This window comes from Fibrobacter sp. UWR2, from assembly GCF_002210285.1.
Classification (GTDB): domain Bacteria; phylum Fibrobacterota; class Fibrobacteria; order Fibrobacterales; family Fibrobacteraceae; genus Fibrobacter.
The window spans coordinates 175562-201511 of sequence record NZ_MWQE01000005.1 but is presented as its reverse complement, the minus strand read 5'-3'; the positions used below and the strand labels follow the sequence as shown (position 1 = coordinate 201511).

Annotated in this window: 24 protein-coding genes; 7 read left to right on the top strand and 17 right to left on the bottom strand. The window is 52.5% G+C overall.

Annotated features, from left to right (window positions below; translation table 11 throughout):
• On the bottom strand, positions 1-197 hold a 197-nt coding region (locus B7994_RS14265), incomplete at its 3' end, for a hypothetical protein (protein WP_233143137.1).
• A 193-nt stretch (positions 198-390) separates the two neighbouring features.
• Between B7994_RS14265 and B7994_RS14095 the strand changes: the two genes are divergently transcribed.
• On the top strand, positions 391-1053 hold the full coding sequence (locus B7994_RS14095; protein ID WP_158213116.1) for an FISUMP domain-containing protein: 663 nt from the start codon (positions 391-393) through the stop codon (positions 1051-1053).
• 37 nt (positions 1054-1090) lie between these two features.
• Positions 1091-1180 (top strand): LEPR-XLL domain-containing protein, encoded by a 90-nt coding sequence (locus tag B7994_RS14465; RefSeq protein WP_088638149.1) that lies wholly within the window; start codon positions 1091-1093, stop codon positions 1178-1180.
• A gap of 253 nt (positions 1181-1433) precedes the next feature.
• Here B7994_RS14465 and B7994_RS09155 read toward each other — a convergent pair whose 3' ends face one another.
• Together B7994_RS09155 and nifJ are read right to left on the bottom strand one after the other, a co-directional pair.
• The gene (locus tag B7994_RS09155; RefSeq protein WP_088638148.1) at positions 1434-2633 is read right to left on the bottom strand and encodes an ATP-binding protein; all 1200 of its coding nucleotides are present in this window, start codon (positions 2631-2633) and stop codon (positions 1434-1436) included.
• Positions 2634-2863: 230 nt separating this feature from the next.
• The gene (gene nifJ / locus B7994_RS09150; RefSeq protein WP_088638147.1) at positions 2864-6433 is read right to left on the bottom strand and encodes a pyruvate:ferredoxin (flavodoxin) oxidoreductase; all 3570 of its coding nucleotides are present in this window, start codon (positions 6431-6433) and stop codon (positions 2864-2866) included.
• 241 nt (positions 6434-6674) lie between these two features.
• On the opposite strand from nifJ, the gene B7994_RS09145 reads away from it, so the two are divergent.
• The gene (locus tag B7994_RS09145; RefSeq protein ID WP_088638146.1) at positions 6675-7793 is read left to right on the top strand and encodes an aminopeptidase; all 1119 of its coding nucleotides are present in this window, start codon (positions 6675-6677) and stop codon (positions 7791-7793) included.
• Positions 7794-7837: 44 nt separating this feature from the next.
• The gene (locus B7994_RS09140; protein WP_158213115.1) at positions 7838-9628 is read left to right on the top strand and encodes an FISUMP domain-containing protein; all 1791 of its coding nucleotides are present in this window, start codon (positions 7838-7840) and stop codon (positions 9626-9628) included.
• 148 nt (positions 9629-9776) lie between these two features.
• Here the strand turns inward: B7994_RS09140 and B7994_RS09135 are convergent, their stop codons facing one another.
• From B7994_RS09135 to B7994_RS09125, 3 genes are read right to left on the bottom strand one after another with little or no spacing between them, the layout of a single operon-like run.
• Positions 9777-10799, bottom strand: a complete 1023-nt coding sequence (locus B7994_RS09135; RefSeq protein ID WP_088638144.1) for an aspartate-semialdehyde dehydrogenase — start codon at positions 10797-10799, stop codon at positions 9777-9779.
• A gap of 10 nt (positions 10800-10809) precedes the next feature.
• On the bottom strand, positions 10810-11772 hold the full coding sequence (locus tag B7994_RS09130; protein ID WP_088638143.1) for a hypothetical protein: 963 nt from the start codon (positions 11770-11772) through the stop codon (positions 10810-10812).
• A gap of 12 nt (positions 11773-11784) precedes the next feature.
• Positions 11785-12249, bottom strand: a complete 465-nt coding sequence (locus B7994_RS09125) for a single-stranded DNA-binding protein (RefSeq protein ID WP_088638142.1) — start codon at positions 12247-12249, stop codon at positions 11785-11787.
• Positions 12250-12403: 154 nt separating this feature from the next.
• Here B7994_RS09125 and B7994_RS09120 point away from each other — a divergent pair, with 154 nt between their 5' ends.
• Both B7994_RS09120 and B7994_RS09115 read left to right on the top strand, forming a co-directional pair.
• Positions 12404-13501 carry an exo-beta-N-acetylmuramidase NamZ domain-containing protein gene (locus B7994_RS09120; RefSeq protein WP_088638162.1) on the top strand — a complete coding sequence of 366 codons (1098 nt, stop codon included), beginning with the start codon at positions 12404-12406 and terminating at the stop codon, positions 13499-13501.
• Between the two features lie 47 nt (positions 13502-13548).
• Positions 13549-14148 (top strand): superoxide dismutase, encoded by a 600-nt coding sequence (locus B7994_RS09115; protein WP_088638141.1) that lies wholly within the window; start codon positions 13549-13551, stop codon positions 14146-14148.
• Positions 14149-14216: 68 nt separating this feature from the next.
• Here B7994_RS09115 and B7994_RS09110 read toward each other — a convergent pair whose 3' ends face one another.
• Positions 14217-15527, bottom strand: a complete 1311-nt coding sequence (locus B7994_RS09110; RefSeq protein WP_088638140.1) for a M43 family zinc metalloprotease — start codon at positions 15525-15527, stop codon at positions 14217-14219.
• Positions 15528-15684: 157 nt separating this feature from the next.
• On the opposite strand from B7994_RS09110, the gene B7994_RS09105 reads away from it, so the two are divergent.
• On the top strand, positions 15685-16317 hold the full coding sequence (locus tag B7994_RS09105; protein WP_088638139.1) for a PH domain-containing protein: 633 nt from the start codon (positions 15685-15687) through the stop codon (positions 16315-16317).
• Between the two features lie 13 nt (positions 16318-16330).
• Here the strand turns inward: B7994_RS09105 and B7994_RS09100 are convergent, their stop codons facing one another.
• From B7994_RS09100 to B7994_RS09055, 10 genes are all read right to left on the bottom strand, one after another.
• Positions 16331-16822 (bottom strand): hypothetical protein, encoded by a 492-nt coding sequence (locus B7994_RS09100; RefSeq protein ID WP_088638138.1) that lies wholly within the window; start codon positions 16820-16822, stop codon positions 16331-16333.
• Positions 16823-16853: 31 nt separating this feature from the next.
• On the bottom strand, positions 16854-17294 hold the full coding sequence (locus B7994_RS09095) for a murein L,D-transpeptidase family protein (RefSeq protein ID WP_088638137.1): 441 nt from the start codon (positions 17292-17294) through the stop codon (positions 16854-16856).
• 9 nt (positions 17295-17303) lie between these two features.
• Positions 17304-17726: a hypothetical protein gene (locus B7994_RS09090; RefSeq protein WP_088638136.1), complete on the bottom strand. Its 423-nt coding sequence runs from the start codon at positions 17724-17726 to the stop codon at positions 17304-17306.
• Between the two features lie 13 nt (positions 17727-17739).
• A complete protein-coding gene (locus B7994_RS14090; RefSeq protein ID WP_158213114.1) occupies positions 17740-18117 on the bottom strand; it encodes a hypothetical protein in 378 nt (125 codons plus the stop codon).
• 211 nt (positions 18118-18328) lie between these two features.
• On the bottom strand, positions 18329-18931 hold the full coding sequence (locus tag B7994_RS09080; protein WP_072978188.1) for a 3-isopropylmalate dehydratase small subunit 2: 603 nt from the start codon (positions 18929-18931) through the stop codon (positions 18329-18331).
• 18 nt (positions 18932-18949) lie between these two features.
• Positions 18950-20359, bottom strand: a complete 1410-nt coding sequence (gene leuC / locus B7994_RS09075; protein WP_088638134.1) for a 3-isopropylmalate dehydratase large subunit — start codon at positions 20357-20359, stop codon at positions 18950-18952.
• Positions 20360-20486: 127 nt separating this feature from the next.
• Positions 20487-22832, bottom strand: a complete 2346-nt coding sequence (locus B7994_RS09070) for a glycoside hydrolase family 5 protein (protein ID WP_088638133.1) — start codon at positions 22830-22832, stop codon at positions 20487-20489.
• Between the two features lie 340 nt (positions 22833-23172).
• On the bottom strand, positions 23173-23607 hold the full coding sequence (locus B7994_RS09065; protein ID WP_088638132.1) for a hypothetical protein: 435 nt from the start codon (positions 23605-23607) through the stop codon (positions 23173-23175).
• A 225-nt stretch (positions 23608-23832) separates the two neighbouring features.
• Positions 23833-25338, bottom strand: a complete 1506-nt coding sequence (locus tag B7994_RS09060; RefSeq protein WP_088638131.1) for a M23 family metallopeptidase — start codon at positions 25336-25338, stop codon at positions 23833-23835.
• A gap of 6 nt (positions 25339-25344) precedes the next feature.
• Positions 25345-25755: a hypothetical protein gene (locus tag B7994_RS09055; protein WP_088638130.1), complete on the bottom strand. Its 411-nt coding sequence runs from the start codon at positions 25753-25755 to the stop codon at positions 25345-25347.
• Positions 25756-25950 lie beyond the last annotated feature (195 nt).

Below are 25950 nucleotides of genomic sequence, written 5' to 3'. Positions count from 1 at the left end.
AGTGTCACCCTGAGCGGAGCGTCAGCGGAGTCGAATGGGTCTAGTAACGAAAATACGGAAAAAGACAAGTCTTCGAGTAGTGTCAAGGATTCAGATCCTGCCGATGTATCGAGCAGTTCCGCGAAAGAAACAAAGAATTCATCTGACTCCAAGAGTTCAAGTTCCGTAAAGACAGATGATTCTTCTAGTAGTAACAAGGGTAAGTCCAGTTCGTCGGTGAGTTCGTCTTCGAGTGAAATAACCGACTATGTTGGGTTGCCCTGTGAAGGCATACTTTCAGATGGAAATACGGGAAAAATATATTTGTGTGTGGATGGACGATATGTGCTTTATGTGCCTACGGAAAGTTCCAGTTCTGGGCCCTATGAACCGTTCGACCAAACTCTGCCTTTGAAAAAGTTTGAGGAAGAGCGCTACAAGACATTTACTGACTCGCGCAATGGCCGTGTCTATTATTACCTGACAATCATGGGCAAAGATGAAGATGGTGTCAAGGATACCATAGACGTTATGGCACAGAACTTGAATATCGCCGATGTCACCTTGAAGGCTGGCGAAAACATGACCGACGACACGAAAATCGAACGCTACTGCTACAACGACGACACCACCAAGTGCGACCGTTACGGCGGCCTTTACCAGTGGGCGGAGATGATGGGTTTCAACGATAGTTGCAATACCAAGAGTTGCGCCGACCTTATACAGCCAAACCACCAGGGAATTTGCCCAAAAGGCTGGCGTTTGATGACGCGGCATGATTTTGAAGTTGCCCGAAGCAGTACGGAATATGGGGTCCATGGCTTGCGTTCTGAATATAATTTTACAGGAAACAATGAAAGCGGACTATCTCTTACTGGGGCGGGTGCTTATTTTAATCAAAGAGGTTTCGCGGATTTAGATTCAGCGTTTTACATGTTTTATCCCTCGGAATCTGTTTTCCAAGATAAGGTTCAGGCCCTTGATCAAGTTATATCGCGTTATACTGATGGCTCGGGGGCTTCAAGAAGTTCAAAATTTCATGCTCATTCCGTCCGCTGCATTAAGTTGAAATAAATTTTTACATCAATAACAAAAATCCAAGATAATCAACATGTCTAAGAAAGCTTTCAAAAAAAACTCGCAGAGAAATTTCAATATTGAACCCCTTGAACCGCGCCTACTCATGGCTGCCGTCGAATAATCATTCCACACCCCACACTTCACACTTCACATTTCACATTGCTTCTGCGTTAGGGGGCGTCGCACCGCCGTGCGGTGGCGAGACTTGCCGTGGACCCTATCCCCTATCGCTTCGCTCCAGGGTCCAGGGTGACAGAGCGGCAAGGCTCGATGAGCCGACCCCGGATCAGGTCCGGGGTGACGAGAGGCGAGCAGCACCCGCCCCGGCCCCGCGGGACGGGGAACGCCCAAGGAAGGGCTTAATCCGTTGGGGGCTAATCCATGCCAAGAAGCCATCTTGAGACATCGACGATTCTGATTCCTTCGTACTGGGTCGTTTCGTGGTTTGTTCTCGCGATGAGCATTTTGGGGTATGCGTCTTTTATTCCGAGCAGCGGGGCCGTTTCCCTTTCAAAAGTCTTCTTGTCCGAGATGTTGTCCGATACCTGGATATACAGCTTTTCGTCATGTTTCATTGCTACAAAGTCGATTTCTTTCTTGTATAGGACTCCGACGTAAAGTTGGTAACCCCTTCGAAGTAATTCCATGGCAACCATGTTTTCGTACACGTGGCCGTAGTCCATGTTGCGGGTCCCGAGTCTTGCGTAGCGGAACGAATGGTCGCTCAAGTAGTATTTGTCTTCCGTGGTCAAGTATCTTTTTCCGCGAATGTCGAATCTTCGGATTTTGTAGAAGGCGAATGCCTTGCATAAATAATCGATGTAAGAACCTATGGTTTTATGGTTCGTCTTGTCGCCTGTGGTGCTGATTGTCTTGGCGACATTTCGGATGGAGGTGATGTTGCCGACATTGTCCATCAAAAAGTCAATCAGTTTTTCAAGAAAGACCTTGTTCCGAATCTTGTATTTTTTGACGATGTCGCGGATAACCAACGTGTTGAAAACATCTTCGTTCACGTAACGGAACTTTTCGCTTTCAGTCTTGTATAAGAAGGAACCCGCCATCCCCCCTTCTTTAAGGTAGGATTCGAACGAGTCTTCCATTTTTTTCGGCTTGTAGTATTTTGTGTATTCCGCAAACGAAAACGGGAAGACGGGTATCTCAAAAGTTCTACCCGTAAAGAGCGTTGCCAGATCGCTACTAAGCAGGAATGCATTTGAGCCGGTTACATAGATGTCGAATTTTTCCGTGGCGTGAAGGCTGTTCAATGCCTTTTCGAACGAGTTGCAAAGTTGAACTTCGTCGATGAACAGATAGTTTGTCTTTTTAGGCTTGTACGCCTGTTCTGCATATTCTTCGAGTGCGGAATAGTTCTGTATTTTTTCAAACTTCGTCAAGTTGAAGTTGATCTTGATGATGTTTGCCTTTTTATCATTTTTTGCAATCCATTCTGCAAAGGATTCTAATAATTTTGATTTGCCGGAACGACGGATTCCGGTTATCACCTTGATGTCGGGTGTACCCCTGACATTTTTCAATGTGTCCAAATACTCTGTTCTTTCAATCAGTTTCATTTGTCGGCTCCCGAATTTCTATTTCCCAAAAATAAAAATATATAAAATTTGGGAAATTGTCTAGATGGGCCGGGCCGGGGAACGCCCAGGTCATTTCGGATTTAGATAAAAGACTGCTTGTAATCGGTTGGCATCACAAAAAAAGACGGGTGATTGTTCATCACTCGTCTTTTGTGTGAGATCCTTCGACTTCACGCCTTGCGGCGTTCCGCTCAGGATGACACTTCCGATTACAGGCTGATCAACCCTTCCGTATCCTTAGACATGGCATCATAGAATGCGTAGCGGGCGTCCACTTCCTTCTGGAGGTCGTCGGCGAGCTTCTTGGCCACTTCCGGATTGTTACGGGTGAGCTGCTTGTAGCGGTTTTCGGTGTAGATGTATTCTGCAACCGGGATCGTCGGCTTCTTGGAGTCGAGGATAAGCGGGGCTTTTCCTTCGGCGGCGAGAGCCGGGTTGTAACGGAGCAGAGTCCAGTAACCGGAATCCACGGCCATCTTCTGGTGCTGAAGCTGGCTGTTGAGATCGAAACCGTGGTTGATGCAGGGGCAGTAGCAGATGATCAGCGACGGACCGTTGTGTGCTTCTGCTTCCTGAAGAACCTTCAGGGCCTGAGCGTCGTTTGCACCGAGGGCGATACGGCCCACGTAAACGTTCTTGTAGCTCATGGCGATGAGGCCGAGGTCCTTCTTGCCGGCGCGCTTACCAGCGGCAGCGAAGAGGGCGACGGCGCCACGGTTCGTGGCCTTGGAAGCCTGTCCACCGGTGTTGGAGTACACTTCGGTATCGAGGACGCAGATGTTCACGTTTTCGCCGGTTGCCATCACGTGGTCGAGACCACCGTAACCGATGTCGTATGCCCAACCGTCACCACCGAAGATCCAGACGGACTTCTTCACGAGGTAGTCGGCGAATTCGTCGCGGAGGCTTACAGAAGCTTCGTCGGTAGCACCGGCGAGGGCTGCCTTCAGGGCGGCGACGTTTTCACGCTGGGCCTTGATGCCGGCTTCGTCATTCTGCTCCTGGGTCGTGAGCTTTTCCTTGAGTTCGGCAGGAACGTTCACGGCTTCGAGGAGGCTGAGAGCCTGCTTGGCATGCTTCGTGATAGCGAGGCGCATACCGAGACCGAATTCTGCGTTGTCTTCGAAGAGGCTGTTGGCCCAAGCCGGACCGCGGCCTTCCTTGTTCTTTGCCCACGGAGTGGTCGGGAGGTTACCGCCGTAAATGGAGGAGCAACCCGTAGCGTTGGCGACAATCATGCGGTCACCGAACAGCTGAGAAACGAGACGCACGTAAGCGGTTTCGCCGCAGCCTGCGCAGGAGCCGGAGAATTCGAACAGAGGTTCGAGGAGCATGGCCTGCTTGACGAGGTTCTTGTTGACCTTGGTACGGTCGAATTCCGGGAGGTCGACGAAGAAGTCCCAGCACTTGCCTTCCTGAACCTTGATGGGTTCCTGCGGCACCATGTTGATGGCCTTCTTGGTTTCGTCGGTCTTGTCCTTACCGATACAGGCCTGCGTACAGACGCCGCAACCCGTACAGTCGTAGCTGGACACGGAAATCGCGAACACCGGCTTGTCGGAACCTTCGAGCTTGAAGCCCTTGGCCGGGGTGTACTTGAAGCCTTCCGGGGCGTTCTTCACGGCGGATTCGTCAACGACCTTCACGCGGATGGCTGCATGCGGGCAGACCATGGCGCACTTGCCGCACTGCACGCAAGCGTCCGGATTCCAGGACGGGATGTTGAGGGCGAGGTCGCGCTTTTCGTACTTGGTGGTAGCGGTCGGGAACACGCCGTCGCAAGGCATCTTGGAGACGGGGAGGAGTTCGCCGTTGCCCTTGATGATTTCTGCGGTGACTTCGTTCACGAACTTCGGAGCGTCGCCGTGGATCGGAGCGCGGAATTCCTTGGTGCTGGTGACAGCAGACGGAACCTTGACTTCGAACAGGTTAGCAAGAGAGGCGTCGATAGCGTCCCAGTTCTTCTGGACCACTTCCTGACCCTTCTTGGCGTAGGTCTTTTCGGCGTACTTCTTGATGTACTTGATGGCGGTTTCGGCATCGAGCACGTTACCGAGCTTGCTGAAGAAGCAGGTCTGCATCACGGTGTTGATGCGGCGGCCCATGCCGGTCTTAGCGGCAACGGCGTAGGCGTCGATCACGTACACCTTGAGGTGCTTCTTGATGATTTCTTCCTGCACCGGACGCGGGAAGGTATCCCACACGGTGTCGGCGGAGTGCGGGGTATTCACGAGGAAGGTAGCGCCATCCTTCGCGTACTTCAGCATGTTCACGGATTCCAGGTGCGGAGTGTGGTGGCATGCCACGAAGTCGGCTTCGTTTTCGCCAATCAGGTACGGGGCGTCGATGATGCTCTTACCGAAACGGAGGTGAGAGGTGGTCATGGAGCCGGACTTCTTGGAGTCGTAAACGAAGTAGCCCTGTGCGTAGTTGTCGGTTTCGTTACCGATAATCTTGATGGAGTTCTTGTTGGCACCCACGGTACCGTCGGAACCCAGACCGAAGAACATAGCCTGGAAGAAGTCGCTTTCCAGCTTGAAGTTCGGGTCGATGGTGAGGCTTGTGTGGCACACGTCGTCGTTGATACCGACGGTGAAGCGTGCCTTCGGGTCGGCCTTGGCAAGTTCGTCATAAATGGCCTTGACCATAGCCGGCGTGAATTCCTTGGAGGAAAGACCGTAGCGGCCACCGATCATCTTCGGCATGGCCATCTTGCCAGCCATCACGGCTTCGCTGATTGCGGTCAGGGCGTCCTGGAAGAGCGGTTCGCCAGCGGAACCCGGTTCCTTGCAGCGGTCGAGGACGGCAATCTTCTTGACAGTCTTCGGGAGAGCGGCAACGACGGCTTCCATCGGGAACGGGCGGTACAGGCGGATGTTCACGAGACCGACCTTTTCGCCCTTGGAGTTGAGGTACTTGACGGTGTCACCGATGGTGCAGGTCGAAGAACCCATGGAAATGATCACGCGGTCGGCGTCGGGTGCACCGACGTAATCGACAATGTGGTACTGACGGCCGGTGTAGCTCGCGACCTTGTCCATGTACTTCTGGACAATTTCCGGAACCTTGGCGTAGAACGGGTTCACCGTTTCGCGGCCCTGGAAGTAAACGTCCGGGTTCTGTGCGGTACCGCGCATGGTCGGGCGGTCCGGAGTGAGGCAGCGTTCACGGCAAGCCTTCACGTACTTTTCGTCGATGACGTTACGGATAACGCCGTCTTCGAGAGCTTCGATCTTCATCACTTCGTGAGAGGTACGGAAACCGTCGAAGAAATGCATGAAGGGCACGCGGCTTTCGAGCGTAGAAGCATGGGCCACGAGAGCGAGGTCCTGGCATTCCTGCACGCAGCTGGAGGCGAGCATGGCAAAGCCGGTCTGGCGGCAGGCCATCACGTCGGAATGGTCACCGAAAATAGAAAGGCCCTGCATGGCAAGGGCACGGGCAGTCACATGGAAGACCGTGGGGGTCAGTTCGCCCGCAATCTTGTACATGTTCGGGATCATCAAGAGAAGACCCTGGGATGCGGTGAAGGTCGTGGTGAGGGCACCGGCCTGCAGAGCACCGTGAACGGTACCGGCAGCGCCACCTTCGGACTGCATTTCAAACACGCGGGGAACCTGTCCCCAAATATTCTTCTTGCCTGCAGCACTCCAGTTGTCGGCGTGCTCAGCCATAGGACTAGACGGTGTAATCGGGTAGATAGCCGCAACTTCGCTAACAGCAAATGCTACGCTAGCGGTGGCCTCGTTACCATCACACGCAATCATCTTTTTTGCCATGTGTGTCTCCAATTTTTAGGTTTTTTCGAAAAAATCTGATCATGTACACCCCGGGCATGTGGCGCACACCCGTGGCGCAAAAATCCACAGTGAAAAATATAAAGATTGAGCGTGGAAGAACGACTTTTTCCCGAAAAAGTACACAAAATAAGCGCCATGGCCCTCACAGAAAAGATTAAACAAAAATTTACACAAGGTACATAAAGGTTTTCTATATTTCCGCATATAAAATGGAGAAAAAATGACAGATCCGCGTATTACAAAACTTGCCGAAAATCTCATCAACAATTCCATTGCCCTCAAGCCGGGCGAAAACATCCTCATCGAAACGACAGACACCCCCGACGAAGTCTCTACCGAACTCATCAAGGCTGTCGAGAAGGCGGGCGGAAACGCCTTTGTGCGCAATTCCAAGAGCCGCGTGCGCCGCCAGATGCTCCTTTCTGCAAGCGAAGCGCAGATGAAGCTCGATGCGGAACTTGCGCTTGCCGAAATGAAGAAGATGCAGGCCTACATCGCCATCCGCGGGGCCGACAACTTCATGGAAAACTGCGACGTGAGCGACGAGAAGATGCTCATGTACCGCAAGATGACTAAGGAAACGCTCGATTACCGCGTGAACAAGACGCGCTGGTGCGTACTCCGCTGGCCGAACGCCTCCATGGCGCAGGGCGCTAAGATGAGTACCGAGGCGTTCGAAGACTTCTATTTCAAGGCTTGTCTGGCTGATTATCCCAAGATGGGCAAGGCGGCACAGAGCCTTATCGACCTCATGAACAAGACGGACAAGGTGCGCCTTGTCGCCAAGGATACCGACATCACGTTCAGCATTAAGGGAATCCCTGCGGTGCCGTGCTGCGGCAACATGAACATCCCCGACGGCGAAGTCTATACGGCGCCGGTGCAGGGGAGCATCGAGGGCGTTATCCACTACAATACCCCCACGCTCTACGAAGGCAAGCAGTTCAGCAACATCCGCCTTGTGTTCAAGCAGGGCAAGATTGTCGAAGCCACCTGCGAAACAGGTGACAACGCGCAGCTCAACGCCATCCTCGATACCGACGAGGGCGCACGCTACGTGGGCGAGTTCGCCATCGGTTTCAACCCGTTCGTGAACGCGCCGATGTGCGACATCCTCTTCGACGAGAAGATTGCCGGCTCCATCCACTTTACGCCGGGCATGTGTTACGAAGATGCCCCGAACGGCAACAATTCCGCCATCCACTGGGACCTGGTGCTCATCATGCGCCCGGAATACGGCGGCGGCGAAATCTGGTTCGACGACAAGCTCATCCGTAAGGACGGCCTGTTCGTGGTTGACGAACTCAAGTGCCTGAATCCCGACCAGCTGGGAGTGTGAGAATGAACAAAAGATGGGCTTTAGGGTGTCTGCTGGCGTCATTGATGGCGTCCAGCATGTTTTCTGTCGGCTGTGACCTGACGGACTCCGACGACGAATCCTTCCAGGAGAAGCCTGAAGGATACGAAGGTCGAAAATCTTCTGCGAAGGACGACTCGTCCTCTTCAAAGACGAACTCAAGTTCTTCGGCAAAATCCAGTTCCTCGCAAAAGGCGACATCGTCCTCTTCTGGCGTAAACGGGGTATACAACAGGGACGACAATACGATGACTGACCTTCGCACGGGTCACACGTATAAGACTGTCAAGCTGGATGGTAAAATCTGGATGGCGGAGAACATTAACAACGACGGCCTGTGTTACGACGAAGATAAATCGAATTGCAAAAAATACGGCTCGTTTAATTCGTCATGTCCGGACGGGTGGTACGTGCCTTCCGAAAAAGAATGGAGAAGCATGTTCGAGTCCATTGGCGGAATCGACAGCGCGGGCTACTATTTGAAATCAAAGACCGGGTGGAGCGGCGATTCGAACGGCGTGGACAAATATGGATTTGCGGTTCTGCCTGCAGGGTACCGTTCTCATCATGGTTATGGAGATTACTATGAAGATAATTTTGTCGGTTTGGGAACGACAACAAAGATAAGGACGTCTTCGACTTCGACGGGATATGCGACAATCTGTGTTGTATTTAATCAGAGAGATTCGGCCAGCTTTACGAGTTTTTCAAAGTATGATTTGTGCTACACCCGTTGTGTCAAGGAGTTCGAACCGGACGATGTGCCGATCAAGTACGGTTCGATGACCGATGAACGTGATGGAAAAACTTATCGGACGGAAGAAGTGGGGGATTTTACACTCATGGCCGAGCCCTTACGCTACACGGGCCCGGATCCGAGCAATCCTGACACTTTACTAAAACCTAGGTGTAATGAAGATTCTACGAGATGCCTGTACAGGTATGAGGTCGCGCTGCAAGGGGACTATACGTCGTACCTGGTGCAAGGGCTGTGTCCCTCCGGCTGGCATATTCCGTCTTTACATGAAAAGGACCTGATGAGGGCCTCTCTGCAGGATATGTTCTCGTCGGAATTTGAAATTGACCACTATCTTTATCCCGATACGGGATCTTATGACTTTTTCTTGTCATCCATTAGATACTATGGCTATCGCGGCCGCAACGACACCCTTCCGTACTTGTTTGGCCGTGTTACAGGCTATTCGCTGAAAAATGGTGATGTTCGCTGCATCAAGGATAAGCATGTCCAACGTTATGGAGAAGTTGTTGATTCAAGGGATGGCAATGCCTACCGCACAGTGTCCGTCGGTAATACTGAATGGATGGTGGACAACCTGAGATTTGTGGCGGATTCCAGTTTTTGCGCGTATGAGGAATCGTCTGAAATCATAGTGCAAGGGGATTCCTGCAATGTCTTTGGACGGTTCTATTGTGATGCGCATACCGATGACATCTGCCCCGAAGGATGGCGCCTTCCCAAAGAATCGGACATGGACAATTTAAGCAGAATTTACCCCTCGACGTCCGGTTGGCAATCTACGCAGTTCTGGTCTTTGGATTCAAGTGGATTTAATAGGAATACAAATTATTCTGGTACAAATGAAACTGGATTAAACCTGCTGCCCACAGGCTATATACAGTTGGATTCAATTGCTGAAAGTGTTTATTTTGCAAAGAGGGTTGAATTAAAATTGGATACTGCCGTATATGAAATGTATGCGCATGACTTCAGCACAGCACCAGATACGCTCTATATTCTAAGAGACATGCGGTATATAAAACAAAGGTGCTACCCAATCCGCTGTGTGCGTGACTGATGATGCAAATTAGGTATTTAAAAAGCCGTCCTTTGCGGGACGGCTTTTTGATGCTTGTAATAGAAGATCCCCACCTTGGTGGCCATGCGCACTAAGCGCTAAAGTGCTAAGTGCTGTCCGCCCGCCTTCGCGGGGATGACATCTTTAATTACACACCCTTAGCAAGTATCTCACCGATTTGAACAGCGTTCAAGGCAGCGCCCTTGCGGATCTGGTCACCGGTGAGCCACAGCGTGTTGCTGTTGTCGTCGGCGAGGTCCTTGCGGATACGGCCAACGAACACGTTGTCCTTGCCGGCACTTTCGAGCGGCATGGGATAGACGTAGTTCTGCGGGTCGTCCTTGAGGGTCACGCCCGGGGCGTTCTTGAGGGCGTTACGGATTTCTTCGACAGAAACCGGACGTTCCGTTTCGAACCACACGGATTCAGAGTGGGAACGGAGAGAACTCACGCGCACGCAGGTAGCGCTCGTACGGACGTCGGAGTGCATGATCTTGCGCGTTTCGTTGAACATTTTCATTTCTTCCTTCGTGTAGTCGTTTTCCGTCATCTTGTCGATCTGCGGAATCACGTTGTACGCGAGCTGGAACGGGAACTTCGCGATGTGCGTGGTGGTACCCGTCTCGATGATGTCCTTGTACTGCTGCTTGAGTTCTTCCATGGCGATGGCACCTGCGCCGCTCGCGCTCTGGTAAGAAGAAATGTGAATCTTCTTGATGTGAGAAATCTTCTCGATGGGGTTGAGCACCACGACCATCATGATGGTCGTGCAGTTCGGGTTGGCGATAATGCCCTTGCCGCCGTTTTCAGCCTTGTAGAGCTTGATGTCTTCGGGGTTCACTTCCGGAACGACCAGCGGGACCTTCGGGTCCATGCGGAAGAAGCTCGTGTTGTCGACGACCACGGCGCCGTTCTCGACGGCGATGGGGGCGAATTCCTGGGAAATCGCGGCACCGGCGGAGCTGAGCACCAGGTCGATACCCTTGAAGGAATCCTTGTTCAGGACTTCGCACTTGAGCGTTTCGCCCTTGAACTTGAATTCCTTGCCAGCGCTACGTTCGGAGGCGAGGAGCTTCAGGCTCTGCAGCGGGAAATTGCGCTCTTCGAGGATGGAGAGGATTTCTTGGCCTACGGCGCCAGTGGCACCCATGATGGCTACGTTGCGAATCATAGTTTAACCTTTAATTTGCTTCTTGTTGAGGTTGATAGTTTGTTTTCAAATTTTCGATATCGTTCCAGAAACGAGCCAGGAAGTTCTTGGCCTGGGCAATCTGGCTTCTGCACTGCGAGTACTGCTTGACCTGTTCGCCTGCATCCTCCTGCAGCGTGTATGTATAAAGCGAGTATGCTGCCAGTCTAAGGCTCTCTGTCGCCTGTATAATTTCGGAATGGGCCTCGCTCGATTCATGCGGGTGGAAAAGCCCGAGGGTCTTCTTGTTGAGCGCCGTCGCCTTGTTGTTAATGGCAAGCGCCTGCTGACTCTTCGCCTCACGAGCCGATTCGTCGATGTTTGCAGGGAGCAGGTCGAAATCTTCGATGTTTGCAATAATCGCGTTCATGCGTTCGATAACCTTATTGCATTCATCGATGTATTTTTCGAGACGCGCCAACGAAGCTTCAGACAGGGGGTTCTTCGGAGCCCGGTTATCGCCCTGGCTTGCAGCATCCTTACGGACAACCTTGGGCGATTCGACCCACTTACCGCCGTCTCCGTTCTGGAACGAGGCGATGTAGTCCTGGTACTTCGCGTTCTGGGCAGCAATCTCGGCAGGCGAGTATTCGCTTGCGACCAGCAGGGTAGGCCTTTCCCAGTACGCAATCCCGATGAATGCGGCAAGCATGAACACGGTAAACAGGGTGTTTGCGACCTTTGCCGGGATGTCTTCACTACGGATGGTATAAAGGACACCAAAAAGAGCAAGACTCGCAAATGCAAGGAGAAGCCCTCCATCGGCATTGTAGCTGATGAAGGAATTCTTGGTAAAGTAGAACAGGCAATCCATCACGATGATGAAGAACGAGAGGATTGCACCTGCAATCTTATGCGTATTGCGTTCGGCTGCCGCAGACTGGAGAATAGTTATAAACGTAATCCCGAGCGGGAGCACGAACATCAATGCAATATTGGCTACGTCCTGGTTCATAGGACAGTACTATTAGAACGGCAGGTCGTCGCCGTCACCATCCATCGGGGCATCGTAGACGGGAGCCGAGTTCTGGGCGGGGGCGTAGCTGTTCGACTGGTTGTAGGAACCCTGGCCTGCGCTGGGAGCGCCGCCCTGGCCACGCGGGGTCAGGAGCTGGAAGGTGTCCATGTTGACTTCGGTAGCGTAACGCTTCTGACCGTTCTGGTCGGTCCAGCTGCGGTTGGTGAGGGAACCTTCCACGTAGAGGCTCATGCCCTTGCGGATGCCGAGCTGTTCGACGATATCGGCAATCTTGCCCCAGCCGACAATGTTGTGCCAGTCAGTCTGTTCCTTCTGTTCGCCATTGTTGTCGCGGTAGCGGCGGCTTGTTGCGAGGGAGAAGGAGACGCGCTTGCGTCCACCGGTCTGGCTCATGCGAACTTCGGGGTCCTTACCAATATTGCCAATGAGCATCACTTTGTTTAAATAAGCCATAATTAGTCCTTGTTTTGTTACGGCAACAAAGATACAAAACTAAAATGTCACTTTACTGACATTTTTTCAAAAAGGTGCTTTTTTTGCAAAAATGTTTGTCACCCGCAACAAAGGGGTTCGCCGCCCCCCCCTTTTTTTATATTATTTGGGTATTATGGTTTCACTTGCACTTTCACGTTTTGAAAAAGTCTTCCCCGAAAATCTTAAAGGCAAGCGCCTCGGCGCGGTCCTTCACCCGGCATCCGTCCTCCCGGACCTGCACTATACCCTCGACCTCCTCAAGGAATACGACGGCAAGCTCTTCAAGCTTTCTGCGCTTTTTGGCCCGCAGCACGGCATCAAGGGCCACACCCAGGACAACATGATCGAGTGGGAAGGCTACACCGACCCCGAACTGGGAATTCCCGTCTATAGCCTGTACGGCGAACACCGTGAACCCACCCCCGAAATGCTCAGCCACGTGGACATGATGCTCGTAGACCTGCAGGATGTCGGTGCACGCTACTACACGTTTATCTGGACACTTTTCCTGTGCATGAAGGCCTGCGAGAAGGCCGGAATCCCCGTCATCGTGGTGGACCGCCCGAACCCCATCAACTGTATCGACGAGGAAGGCCCGATCTTGGACCTGAACTACACGAGTTTCGTGGGCCTGCACAGCATCCGCACGCGCCACGCGAAGACCATCGGCGAACTGGCGGTGCAGTTCAAGGAAGAGCGCTTCCCCAAGTGCGAACTCTACGTGCTCGAGATGGAAGGCTACGACAAGAAAATGTGGTACGACCAGACAGGGCTCCCGTGGATTCTGCCGAGCCCGAACATGCCCACGCTCGATACCGCCATCGTTTACCCCGGCATGTGTCTGTTCGAGGCAACCAACGTGAGCGAAGGCCGCGGCACCACGCGCCCCTTCGAGATTTTCGGCGCACCGTTTATCGATGCTGTCAAGCTCTGCAAGTACATGAACGGATTGAATTTGCCCGGCGTGTACTTCCGCGAGAACTACTTCCAGCCCACGTTCCACAAGGGCGCAGGCCAGATTTGCGGGGGAGCGCAGATTCACGTGCTCGACCGCGACAAGTTCCGCAGTTTCGATATGGCGGTGAAGCTCTTGCAGTACATCTTCAACGAGTACCCGAACGATTTCGCCTGGAAGCAGCCGCCCTACGAATATGAATTCAAGAAGTTGCCCATCGACATCCTGCTCGGCAACGGCACGTTTAGACGAGACTATATAGAAACAAGCATTTAATTGATTTTACACCTCACACCGCGGCGTAGCCGCGAAAAGGAGACACCATGACCGAACAGAAAAACGGAAAATTTGAAATGCCCGCCCTCCCGTATGCAGCGGCGGACCTGGCCCCGGCCCTCAGCGCCGAAACCATCGAGTTCCACTACGGCAAGCACCTGCAGACCTACCTGAACAACTTGAACGCGGCGCTTCCGGGCAGCGCCTTCGAAGGCAAGTCCCTCGAAGACATCGTGAAGACTGCCGAAGGCGGCGTTTTCAACAACGCGGGCCAGTTCCTGAACCACTCCATGTATTTCTTGCAGTTTGCCGTCCCGAAGTCCGGCAACGCCCCGACCGGTAAGATCGCGGAAGCCATCGCACGCGATTTCGGCTCCTTCGAGAAGTTCCAGGAAGAATTCCAGGCGAAGGGTGCGGGCCTCTTCGGTTCCGGCTGGGTCTGGCTCTCCGCCGATGCAAGCGGCAAGCTCGTGATTACGCAGGAAGGCAACGCCCAAAACCCGCTCACCAAGGGCCTCAAGCCGCTCCTCACGTTCGACGTCTGGGAACATGCCTACTACATCGACTACCGTAACCGCCGTCCGGACTACCTCAAGGCGCTCTGGAGCATCGTCAACTGGGACGAAGTCAACAAGCGCCTCGGCTAGTTTGTTCTAGCAGTGACTAATTTATTCAATATTCCCGGCAGGTACACAGTATTTGCCGGGATTTTTGTTTATTTATGCTGGTGCATCGAAAGGTACTGGCGGATAACATCCATCTGTTGCGGCGTAAATGTCGAATATTCCCAGTCCAGCGGTTCCTTCGGGAACATGAGGTAATGCCGGTCCGGGCACTTGTTCATGCGCTGCTCGCTATTCTGCAAGTCCGGGCATTCCGGAGTGTCGTCCAGATTGTCGAATGCGTAACCGCCAAATTCCGTGGTGTGGCTGAGCCCAAAGAAATGGCCCAGTTCATGAATGGCCGTGTTCGCAACTCCCGTGCTGGAGAGGTCTTCATTCCACCGTCCATTTTTTATATGTGAGGAAATGACAATAATGTCGGCAAAACTATCGGAATCTCCGTTATAAATTGCTCCAGGAGAAGCCGAGAAACCGGCAACCGCACCGTCTTCGTCCGAATCGTCCTGTACATAGTACCCCAGGACGAAACTTATCTCGCCTTCGTGACCGGGCCATTTGGCAAGTAAGTCTAGGGCATCCAAGGATGCATCCCTATCGACGACAAACTGTTCTGATTCGGGGAAGGCGTCCGCTGCACGCGGGTGATCCTTGGCATAGAGGATATTGAGTTCCTTCACGTTCACGCCGCCCGGGTTGAGCGCCTTGTTCAGGCGATCCCTAATCTTTTCGACAAGTTCCTCCAGGGATGCTCCGTCGCTTGTGCCCATATACTTGCCTGCAAGAATGATGTTCGCACTGAATTCCAGCGAGTAGGTTTCCTGTTTACTGCCGACTACCAGCACGTTGTCTACCGTATCCCGATAAGGCGTTCCGTCCCTGTTGTACAGGCGAATGCGCGAAAAGACAAAGCTAGTATCCAGAATGCTAGATTCTATCGGATAAAATAGGCGGTCCTCATATTCTATAGGTTCTATCAGGGCCGTTATTTCCATCATAGGTTCTCCCTCTGCATAGTAATCGGCCGTAGGTGCGAGCAGGGGAGGCTCCCCGTCAACCTTATCCATGCTAAGCATGTAGCGTGCAACACCGTCTTCACTGCCGATGAAGAAGCCTCCATAAATCTTACTGCTAGTCTCATTCAGTTCGACGAGCCACCAACCGTCATCCGGAATAGGGATGATATTCTCTTCGGGTGGGGGGAGGTATTTTACGGAATCGAAAAATTCGGCGTGGAAATATTCAGGAAGAGTCCATTCCGAAAATACCCAGTCGACATCGGTGTAGTAGAAACCGTCGTCATCGAGTTCACCTTTGGCAGGGTTAGAGACAACCTGCGAACAGCCTGCGGCAAGCAGGCTCAAGGAAAGCAAGAAGAGCAAATTGGGCAACAGATTCGGTTTCATGGGAACCACCTATTTTGAATATACGTTATTCGGGCTGTTTTTCATAAAATTCATCCGGTAAAAAGGCCTGTCTTTGTGCGTACGCTCACATTTTTTTATAATTAGACAGTTGGACGAACTGCGTTTCATCTATGGACTTTTTACCTAAGGGGTGCACATGGATAACGAACTGACGCTTTTGATAGGGAAGGATGAAAAGATCCTTTATGCCGGCAAGCCGGACAAGACGTGCTTCATCTTCGAATGCATTTTCAATCCGCTGCTCCCGTTTGCTGCGATTTGGGCTGCTATAGATTTTGGCGTTATTGGGGCTGCGTTTACGGCTGACAAGTCTGAAAACATGGCATTCTTCATGGTGCCCTTTATGCTGCTCCACCTGATGCCGGTCTGGCTCTATCTGGGCGGGGCTCTGCTCTCGTTCCGGCGGTACCGCAATACGGCCTACATCGTCACGGACAAGGCCATCTATGCCTCCGGCGGCATTTTCGCCAGGACATACAAGTCAAAGCCGTTCGCGGAACTTTCGCACGTGGACCTGCACCGCGGCATTTTTGACCAGTGGTTTGGCGTGGGCGACATCATCACGACCTCCGCGCAGGCCAATCCCGCAACGATGAATGGGCGTAGGACTTCTACCAACGCGGGCATTTCCATCGACAGCGTCGCCGATTATGCAGAGGTGTACAAGCTCGTGAAGCAACTGCAGGAGGACATCTACACCGATGTGATGTACCCCAACGACCTGCGCCCCAAGGAAAACCACGGGTATAAGTCAAAGTATATGGGGTAGGGGGAAAGGCTCGTTACGGCATAAATAAGCTAAAGAGGGGGCCTAATGGCACATTGAGTAGGAACTGGGCGTATGTCTTGTCTGAATTGAACAAATATCCGAATTCAATATAGGCGATACTCAAAAATCCTATCCGTGCTGACCCTCCGTAGTCAAAACCGGTATCTTCCTTCCATCCTATTTCTGGCCCTAACGCCAAATCGAGGATGAAGATTTTTAATAAGTAGTGCACGTTTGGCTGTAAGAAAATACACGATTGTTCTTCATCAGAATCGTAAAAGTAGCGTGTCCTGACTGCCCACCAAAAATCGTGTGTTATCAACTCGTCATTGGTGCGTTTGATGATTCGAGAATATGAGGTTGTCCAGTCGAATGCTACGGATAGCATGTCCGAACCGGCTCCAACGGAAATGCCATGGGGATACACAAAGAAGTCCGACGCAAACGTCTTTGCAGGAATCATCAAAAGGCCGAGGGCTAGGATTATGTGTGTAAATCTTGGCATGATTATAATATAAAAAAGATTTGCAGAAACGCTATGGCAGAATGGTTATTGGAGTTCCGTCCTTGACGGCGTCGTAGATTTCCTCGATTTCGTCGTTCGTGACGGCGATGCAGCCGGCAGTCCAGTCTTTCCACTTGTGCCAGAATTTAAAGAGGAATGCAGGAACCTTGTTCGGGTAGCCGTGGATCATGATGTCGCCGCCGAGCTCGTAGTTGCCTTCTTTTGCGGCCTTGATTTGCTCTGCGTTCGGGTACGAAATCTTCAGCGATAAATGAAACTTGCTTTTAGGATTATGCCACTCGATGGTGTAATTGCCCTCGGGCGTCTTGTTGTCTCCGGATTTGACCTTCGCTCCCACGGGATTCTTGCCCAGCGAAATCCTGTACGTCTTGACGATATTCTCGCCGTTGCGCAAGTGCATTTGGCGTTTTGCCTTTTCTACGAGAATGTTGTTGATGGGGGAGGTGAACATGGGTTGAAATCAGGAGTCGGTTGATGCGTTCTGATCAATTTTATTCCTGAACCAGAAAATCGCCTTGAATGCAATAACATGATAAATGGCGGTGATGAATACCGGCATGAAGGTGGCACCGTAATTGCTGCTCAAAATAAACCGAATCATTATATAGAAAAGTGTCCCTGAGCAAACGATGCTGAACCCAAAGGGAATTGTTGCAATCCGTTTGGCCACATCGGTATTTAGATTTTTCTTGAAAAGGAATAAATTCAGCAGACTCAATGGGATGACGAGTAGTACTGCAAGTCCAGGATAGATTAATAATAGGCCTCCATCTCTCATTTGCGAGTGATCTAAAAATACAAAATAACTTACTACGGGAATGATTGGCATAATCATGCAAAAAATCATCCAACCAAGTATGTGTTTGGCCTTTAAATTGTTCATGACAAACCTCGGCTCATAAATGAGTATACAGTTCCTCAATTTTGTTCCTAAACCAGCTAATCGCAATGATTGCTACGAAAAGTTGAAGCATTGTTGCAACCGATGTTATGATTACGGAAGAATTGCCGTCATAAAAGATAACAATGCTGTACATGAGAAGTATTGTGGAGCAGACAATGCAGAGCCCAAGGGGGATGGTGGCAATCCGCTTGGCGGCCTTGATGCTGAGATTCTTTTTGAAAAGAAATAAATTCAGCAGGCTTAAGGGAATGGCTAGCAGTTCTGCAATTGCAGCGAGGAAAAGGATAAGAGCGAGGAAGTCCTCGTGTCCCGTTTTGTACCCCCAAAGACTTATTACGGGGATGATGGACATGAGCATGCTGAAAAGCATCCAGCATAATATGTGTTTAGCCCCTAAATTGTTCATGACAAACCTGTATCCCTGTTAAAACTTTATTGAATATACCTTTATTTATGAGGGGGTGCAAGCATTTTGTTTTTACAAACAACAAAGCGCTCGGTTTTGAACCGGGCGCTTTGTAATGCTTTAGATCCTTCGACTACGCAACTAGCGTTGCTTCGCTCAGGATGACACTTTACAATTACTTAAGGAACTGCATATACGGCAGCTTGCTGGCGAGTTCCTGCACCTTGTCGGCGTTGGCCATGAGGGCGGAGCGTGCGTGCCAGGAGCCGTCGAGGAACTGACCGCGGGGGCCGTCGGCAAGCGTGAGCTCGATGGTTTCGTCGCCCATCTTGAGCGTGCGGCTTTCGGTGCTCGTCACTAGTTCTTCACTCGGGTGTGCTTCGATCCAGGCGAGAATCTTGTCGGCCACTTCGTGGCTCACCTTGTAGCAAGGCACGCCAATGGCAACGCAGTTACCGAAGAAGATTTCGGAGTAGCTTTCGGCGATGATGGCGCGGATGCCCCAACGCTTGAGAGCCTGCGGTGCGTGTTCACGGCTGGAACCGCAACCGAAGTTCTGGTTCGAAACGAGGATGGAACCGTTCTTGTAGGCCGGATCGCGGAACGGGTGGACCTTGCCCTGGGCGGCGAGGCCAGCGATATCGTCGGCAAAGGCGTTGTCGCCGAGGCCTTCGAACGTGACGCACTTGAGGAAGCGTGCCGGGATGATACGGTCAGTGTCGATGTCGTTGCCGCGTACAGGAACGCCGGAACCTTTAACAATGTCGATAGAATTCATTTTTTAAATCTCCTTGCGTTACTTGATGTACTTGCGGACGTCGGTGACACAGCCTTCGATGGCGGCAGCGGCCACCATGGCGGGGCTCATGAGGATGGTGCGGCCCGAGGGGCTGCCCTGACGGCCCTTGAAGTTACGGTTGCTGGAGCTTGCGCTCACCTGGCGGCCCTTGAGCTTGTCCGGGTTCATGGCGAGGCAGAGCGAGCAGCCCGCTTCGCGCCATTCGGCACCGGCTTCCTTGAAAATCTTGTCGAGACCGAGAGCTTCGGCTTCCACCTTGATCTTCATGGAGCCCGGAACGACCCACATCTTCACGGTCGGGGCGACCTTGTGGCCCTTGATGATTTCGGCGGCGGCCTGCAAGTCGCTGAGGCGGCCGTTGGTGCAGCTACCCACGAACGCGATATCGATGGGGCGGCCAATCATCTTGGAACCTTCTTCCCAGCCCATGTATTCATAAGCTTCGGAGATGACCTTCTTTTCGCTGCCTTCGAATTCGCTAATCTTCGGCATGTTGCCGTTGAGCGGGATGGCCTGAGCCGGAGTGATACCCCAGGTGACCATCGGTTCGAGGTTGTCGCAGTTGATTTCAACTTCGTCGTCAAACTGGGCGTCGGCGTCGGTAGCAACGGACTTCCAGTAAGCGACTGCTTCGTCCCACTTGTCGGCCTTCGGGGCGTACGGACGGCCCTTGAGGTATTCGAAAGTCTTTTCGTCGGGGTTGCAGTAACCGACGCGGGCGCCGCCTTCGATAGCCATGTTGCAGACCGTCATACGGCCTTCCATGCCCATTTCTTCGATGACCGGGCCTGCAAATTCGTAAGCGTAGCCAACGCCACCGTTCACGCCAAGCTTGGCGATGTAGGCGAGGGCGACATCCTTGGCGGTCACACCCGGCTTGAGCTTGCCGGTGAACTTGATGCGGCGAGTCTTGAGCGGGCTCATGGCGAGCGTCTGGGTGGCCAAAACGTCTGCCACCTGGCTTGTGCCGATACCGAATGCGATAGCACCGAAGGCACCGTGTGTTGCCGTGTGAGAGTCACCGCAGGCAACGGTCATACCCGGCTGGGTCACGCCTTCTTCGGGGCCCACGATGTGGATAACGCCCTGTTCGGCGGTAGCGGGGCCAAAGAACTTGATGCCGTTGTTCTTGGTGTTGTTTTCAATGTGGGAGAACATCTCTTCGGAAATGCCGTCCTTGAGCGGGCGGTTGCGTTCCGGGAAGGTGGTCGGGATAATGTGGTCGACCGTGGCGAAAGTGCGTTCCGGGAACAGCACCTTCTGGCCTTCTTCGCGGAGCTGCGCAAAAGCCTGCGGGCTCGTGACTTCGTGGCAGAGGTGGAGCCCGATAAAGAGCTGGCACTGGCCGCTCGGGAGCTTTGCTACCGTGTGGCTTTCAAAAATCTTCTGATAGAGTGATTTTCCCATGATTTTGTCTCTTTTTTATGCCTTTTCGATTTGTTCTCCAAGGCTGATTAATTGCGGGCTCAAATATAGAAAAAACCTCGGCAATTGCCGAGGTCTTCCCATGCACAAACGCTATAAAATGCTCCTTCTAGAGGTATTTGTTGAATACATCCAGGAGTTCGGTGTACCACTGGTTGGAATTCTTGTTGTATGCCTCGAACCCGCCTACGCCAACGAGCCCCCAGTACTGCCAGGACATGCCGTTGTCGGTTGCGGCCTTGATGACGGCATCGGTCCATTTTGCGCGGTCGCTATCGGAAGGCCCGTTGCCTCCGCAGCTGCCGTATTGGCCCGAGACGCCGAATTCACCCATGTTCAGCGGGATATGGCCTCCGTTAATGTCGGGGAAGTGGGTGGTGGCAGAATCCACGTATGCCTTGAAGTGCGAGGGAACTCTCGAAATGTCGCTGTCCTTCAGCTTGTATCCGCAGTCGTAGCCGTGCCCCTGGTGCGTGAATTCAAACGGTTCGTAATAGTGGCCCGAGAAGATAATGTTGCCATCTGCGGGAAGTTTCACGTTGGATATCTGCGCAAATTTGGAATATCCGTTGCCTTCGAACATGATGGTCTTGCCCGGGGCGTTCTTGCGGATGACCTCGTATGCGGACATCATCAGGTCATCGACATACTTGTTCTTCATTTCGTGCGGCTCGTTCAAGATTTCAAGAACGATTTGGTCGTCACCGTAGGCGTCCATTTCCTTTGCCACTTGTTCCCACATTCCAAGGAATCGGGCTTTTTCCTTGTCGTAGCCGCCAGGATTGTTGTCGTAATAGACGGCGTAGTTGTTGAGTTCAACGTAATGGTGGAAGTTCACGATGACTATGAGCCCCTGCGCGAGAGCGAGTTCGATATCGGCCTTCACGCCAGCAAGTCGGCCGGCGTCGAGCGTGTAGGGAGCATCCTTTGCGGCATCGTAGTTCCAGCGCACGGGGAGGCGTACGGACTTGAATCCGGCATCCTTGATAATCTTGAAGTATTCATCCTTGATGCAGTTGCTCCATCCGCAGTCGGCACTGGCGCCCTTCTGGCCCTGAGATTCCCAAGCATTGCCCAGGTTGATGCCGGGGCCGAGTTTTTCGTTCATGGCGCGGCCCTTGGAGTAGTCGACGGGCTGCGAGTCGAGTTTTTTCCAAGTCGAGTTCTGGCACAGCACATAGCTGGATTCATGTTGCAGGACGCTTCCGTTGTTGGCTGCCGTACAGGCCCCGTTCTTCGCAGAAACCGCGATGTTCAGGAGTTCCGCTTCGCTTGCGTAATTCCATTTTTGCTTCTTGCAGATAAACGTCTTCCCGTTACCATCTTTTACCGTCCCTTCCATATCGGCGGTACATTCACCAAACAGCTCGACACCTTCGCGGTTCTGCAGGACAGACGCAGACGCAATGCGCCACGTGGAGTCGACACAGACAAATTCCTTGGTCGAGTACTGGCTCAGTTCATTGGTGCAGGCAGTGATCTTCCCCTGGTTCGTGGAATCGCAGATGCCAAGTCCGAAAGTTTCGAACCAGAACGTACGGAATTTCTGTTCGTAGTTCGGCAACTTGATCCCTGTACCCATGTTTTCAAGGTAATAGGAGAGGTCGTCCATCCTCTGCAGGTATGCCCAGTCCGCAATTTTGGCCTTCGTGGCGTTATCGTCCCAGGTACCGTCCTTTTCGATGTCCGCGGCGATGGCATCAATTACCGCCTGCATGTCGCTGGAGGCGTTTTCGGCCAGGAGCAAAAGGGTCATGGCGAGCAGGTTTGCGTCGGCTTCCGTCTGCCCGAATACAGAGAGCTTGCGCGCCGGGGCCATGAAGTTCTGCATATGGAAAGCCCGCAGGACTTCGCTTTCGGCCTTGCCCTGGGCCTCGGCGTAACTCATGGAATTTTCCTTCATCAGGTAGGCGATGCGGGGCGCTTCGAGATGGGTCATCACGTTCACGTTGGCGGTGTCACCGTCGATGGCGCGGATAAGGGAACGTAGCGTCACGGAACCGGTCTTGTCGCCCGTAACTTCGTTCAGGAATATGCCGCTCGCTTCTTGCATGGCGAAGGAGTTGAATCCCGAATACTGGAGCGAATATGTTCCGAAATCGTCGGTGACGGTCGATGCGGCCTTTTTACCCGTTGCGGTCAGGTCGGTTTCGGAGAGGTCCTGAAGGTTGACAGCGGAGCCGATAGTGAGCGGGCCCTTCTCGCAGGTACCGACGAGGACTCCGGAGTAGCCGCCCTCCGGCGTAGGAACGTCCGGAGTGAGGAAGGTCGTGTCTTTCGCTTCAGGAGTAGTTTTGCTCGGCTCGTCAGACGGTTTTGTTCCGGGGTCGGTCGGGGAATCTGTTTCCGGAGCGCTCGAACTGCTGGAATCATCAGAACAGGCAAGCAAGCCCGCTCCAAGGAAGAGCGCGGATGAGATGAACAGGGCCGGTATGGATATTTTGCGAATAGACATGACAACCTCTCTTTACACCATAAAAATATCTTTTGAGCAACGCCAAAAACCTTTTTTTCGAGCGTAAATTGTATACTCCTGTTACCAAAGAGAAGCCCGAAATATGAAAAGTCCCTAGTACTACTAGGGACAGTTGCAAAAAAGAGTGACCACAGAAGGTCCACCTGTCGAAACGTCGAGCGAGCAGTGAGAGTGCACGAGTTACCGGAGGTTCAGCTCTAGAAACGTCGAGTGCACGGTCTTCCTGTGAGCAACAAAGCCCCTGTTCTTAAACAGGGGCGGTTGCGAGAGTGAGTGAGTAACCGGAGGTTCCTCACCCTAAATGTCGAACGAGCGGTTTCTAGTTCGTCTCGAACTTGTAGGCTTCGCGGTAGTACGCCATCATCTCGTCCGTGCTCCCGAACGCCCTGCGAGCAGCAGCGCCAACCTGACGGTCCTTACGGACAAGATCGTTAATCTTGGTGTTCACATCCTTGAAGAAGAGATCGTTGCTAGCCATGTCCACATGATTCTGCGTGTAGTTCATGTGGTAGCGGCGTTCAAGCATCTGGAAGAGTTCAGTCTGGCAAGCGTTCACAGGCGGCTCCCTCTTTGCAACGGGCAGGTAGCAAGCCTGTATGTAGTCCTGCTTCATATCGACAATCATCTGGTCGATTGCAGGGATGTCATGACGTGCATCGTGACTGGCGAGGCTCGCCGTGGGGGTCTTGATGCCAGAGCAGCCGGCCAACATTGCTGCTACGAGGAGGAGAGAGGCCACAAATCCAGATTTCATTTACTTAATGCTCCTTGGTTTTTACTCCGATTTTCTCTTCATCCCTAAAACTGCTACAAAGTTATTTAATTGTTGATTTCTTGGCGATAGTGAATATGTAATTATTTGCTTACTTCAGGACCAAAAAAGAAAAATAAAAGCAATCTTGTGACCCATGTCACCCCATTTTTCGGAACAATTAGTGACACCTGTCACAAAGTGCTTTTTCACTCCCCAAAAATAGCTTTAAGGCATGTTCGGCTTGAACTTGTAATACCACGCAATCGGGTCTATTACTTTGTACGTAACGTTGCCAATACGGTTTGTTCCCCGCTTGTCGATGACCCCAGTTACTATATGCGCATGCGGGCCCGTCGTGTGGCCCGTCATGCCCACAGTCGCAATCGGATCCCCTTGCATCACTTCCTGGCCATCGAGGTACAGGAGCTGGTCACAGTGCATAAAAAGCAACACGTCCTTCTCGCGCACAAGCCCGATGATCACGCCTCCGCGCTCGTTCCTGCTGGTATAGGCCTTCGCCGAGAAGGGGGCAAGAATTCGTGCGCCCTGCCTGGAAGCGAGGTCGATTCCATTGTGCTTACGCCCGCCAATCCCTTTCTCATTGTAGAACTCGGTAATATAGGCAACGCTGTCCGAAAGGATCGACGACCAGTATTTCCATGCGGCACCAATGGAATCGGCGGCTGTCAGCGAAAGGTTGTTCGGCCTAGAGAACTTGATGACCGTCCCCTGCGGCGGTACGGCAAGCGCATTGTCTTCCCATCCCTGGCCCTTGTAACCGTTCTCGCTTATCGTCTCGTCCAGGTACTGGCGGATCATCTTGTCGTCAGAGATGACGGCATTGAATCGCCCAATGGCATAGCGTGCGATGCGCCTCAGGTTTTCCTTCCCGTCGAACGTGTAGTCGAAGGAAGGCGCTACCGAAAGTTTGTTCCTTTCGGGAATTCGGTCACGCATGTTCGAGTGGCTCGCATCGATGCTTGTGGGGTAGATGAAGGGCACGAGCAGCGCAACCAGCAGGAGCAACGGGAACAGGTTGCGAAACAGTCTCGGGAGCCCTTCCATCGGATTCTTGCGGAGGATGCCTTCCTTGAGGATAAACTTCACGCTCTCGGCGAGCGCTTCGGGGCTATTTTCGAAAGAAGTCCGTGCAGGTGTATCCTTGGAGGACCCGCGCTTTATTGCCTTCGCCGCTCGCGGGAAGCGCTTCTTGTCCGGAAACCTCGACATGAGCCACAGGATGTCCTTCTTCTGCAGTTCGGGGCAGTCCTCGATAAAGGCAGCCGCATCGGACCCGTTCTCCGCGGAAACCATCACAAGTTTCGAGATCTCCAAGATGTTCCTGTCAAGCGTTGTCGGGTCATCCGCGGGCATCACGCATATCGCATGCGGGACAATCTTCTTTATCGACTGAAGGTTGTGGTAGAACGTGCGGAATGCTTCTTCGGAGCGCTCGGCGGGACCGAAACCACCGAATATGATTCCCTGCCCCTTGCTTTCTTCGATGGACTGCAGTTCCGCATTCGTGAGTACGCGCGTAAACAGATCCGCAAGCGGGACAGGAGCGTTTTCGGGCGTACCGTTGGCAAAGTCGAATATTACAAAAGACGCGCCAGCGTTAAGTGCCAGCGCGAATTTTTTCAGGGCTTCGTAGGGGACGGGGCTTCCGGGGAAAACCGCCATCACCAGTTCGCCTTGAGCATACAGGTAATCGAGGACCTGTCGCTGCATAGGCGATTAGACCTTCCTGGAGCCTCTCGGGTAGGTAAAGCCGGAAGGAGGAGCGGCGACGAACTTGTCGACCTGGATGTAGAGTTCCTCGGGGCTTGCGGAGGGGTTGAAGTAGATTTCCTGGTTCCTGTTCTGGCTTCTGCCCTTGAGGGGTTCACCACGGCGGCCGCGGGAAACAACACCCAGCGGAAGCACTTCGAGAAGCGGGAGGAGACCGAAGTAGCGGAAAAGGCTGAAGTTCTTCTGCCAGGTGGCGCGCTCGGCGAGGATGGCGAACGTACCGTCCATGACGGATTTCGACTGGAGAAGATCGTCGGAGGTCATCGTCACCAGTTCGTGGTTGGTCGGGAAGTTGTTGACGAAGTTGACCAAATCACCCTTGAGATAGTTGGCGTCACAGAGAAAGACGAATTTCATGTTGTTTCCCAGCGTTAAAGGATTTTATTGCAATAATGAGCCCAATATTAGCATTTTTTTGTTTTTTTGTCATTCGGGACAAAAAAGGCGGGCATTTATCCCAATTTGGACGATTTTCGCAAGATGCTCGTAAGTCGTTGAGTATCAATGACTTACAATTTTTTTTGACAATTTTATTTAACAAAACGGCGATTT

What these genes read in the sequence shown, in the direction of transcription:
- B7994_RS09065 (WP_088638132.1), bottom strand. Translation starts at nt 23,607, where the DNA reads ATGAAATCTGGATTTGTGGCCTCTCTCCTCCTCGTAGCAGCAATGTTG.
- B7994_RS09060 (WP_088638131.1), bottom strand. Translation starts at nt 25,338, where the DNA reads ATGCAGCGACAGGTCCTCGATTACCTGTATGCTCAAGGCGAACTGGTG.
- B7994_RS09110 (WP_088638140.1), bottom strand. Translation starts at nt 15,527, where the DNA reads ATGAAACCGAATCTGTTGCCCAATTTGCTCTTCTTGCTTTCCTTGAGC.
- B7994_RS09135 (WP_088638144.1), bottom strand. Translation starts at nt 10,799, where the DNA reads ATGATTCGCAACGTAGCCATCATGGGTGCCACTGGCGCCGTAGGCCAA.
- B7994_RS09155 (WP_088638148.1), bottom strand. Translation starts at nt 2,633, where the DNA reads ATGAAACTGATTGAAAGAACAGAGTATTTGGACACATTGAAAAATGTC.
- B7994_RS09095 (WP_088638137.1), bottom strand. Translation starts at nt 17,294, where the DNA reads ATGTTCACCTCCCCCATCAACAACATTCTCGTAGAAAAGGCAAAACGC.
- B7994_RS09090 (WP_088638136.1), bottom strand. Translation starts at nt 17,726, where the DNA reads ATGAACAATTTAAAGGCCAAACACATACTTGGTTGGATGATTTTTTGC.
- B7994_RS09120 (WP_088638162.1), top strand. Translation starts at nt 12,404, where the DNA reads ATGGTTTCACTTGCACTTTCACGTTTTGAAAAAGTCTTCCCCGAAAAT.
- B7994_RS09080 (WP_072978188.1), bottom strand. Translation starts at nt 18,931, where the DNA reads ATGAATTCTATCGACATTGTTAAAGGTTCCGGCGTTCCTGTACGCGGC.
- B7994_RS14465 (WP_088638149.1), top strand. Translation starts at nt 1,091, where the DNA reads ATGTCTAAGAAAGCTTTCAAAAAAAACTCGCAGAGAAATTTCAATATT.
- B7994_RS09140 (WP_158213115.1), top strand. Translation starts at nt 7,838, where the DNA reads ATGGCGTCCAGCATGTTTTCTGTCGGCTGTGACCTGACGGACTCCGAC.
- B7994_RS09125 (WP_088638142.1), bottom strand. Translation starts at nt 12,249, where the DNA reads ATGGCTTATTTAAACAAAGTGATGCTCATTGGCAATATTGGTAAGGAC.
- B7994_RS09130 (WP_088638143.1), bottom strand. Translation starts at nt 11,772, where the DNA reads ATGAACCAGGACGTAGCCAATATTGCATTGATGTTCGTGCTCCCGCTC.
- B7994_RS14090 (WP_158213114.1), bottom strand. Translation starts at nt 18,117, where the DNA reads ATGCTTTTCAGCATGCTCATGTCCATCATCCCCGTAATAAGTCTTTGG.
- B7994_RS09100 (WP_088638138.1), bottom strand. Translation starts at nt 16,822, where the DNA reads ATGCCAAGATTTACACACATAATCCTAGCCCTCGGCCTTTTGATGATT.
- B7994_RS09055 (WP_088638130.1), bottom strand. Translation starts at nt 25,755, where the DNA reads ATGAAATTCGTCTTTCTCTGTGACGCCAACTATCTCAAGGGTGATTTG.
- leuC (WP_088638134.1), bottom strand. Translation starts at nt 20,359, where the DNA reads ATGGGAAAATCACTCTATCAGAAGATTTTTGAAAGCCACACGGTAGCA.
- nifJ (WP_088638147.1), bottom strand. Translation starts at nt 6,433, where the DNA reads ATGGCAAAAAAGATGATTGCGTGTGATGGTAACGAGGCCACCGCTAGC.
- B7994_RS09115 (WP_088638141.1), top strand. Translation starts at nt 13,549, where the DNA reads ATGACCGAACAGAAAAACGGAAAATTTGAAATGCCCGCCCTCCCGTAT.
- B7994_RS09105 (WP_088638139.1), top strand. Translation starts at nt 15,685, where the DNA reads ATGGATAACGAACTGACGCTTTTGATAGGGAAGGATGAAAAGATCCTT.
- B7994_RS09070 (WP_088638133.1), bottom strand. Translation starts at nt 22,832, where the DNA reads ATGTCTATTCGCAAAATATCCATACCGGCCCTGTTCATCTCATCCGCG.
- B7994_RS09145 (WP_088638146.1), top strand. Translation starts at nt 6,675, where the DNA reads ATGACAGATCCGCGTATTACAAAACTTGCCGAAAATCTCATCAACAAT.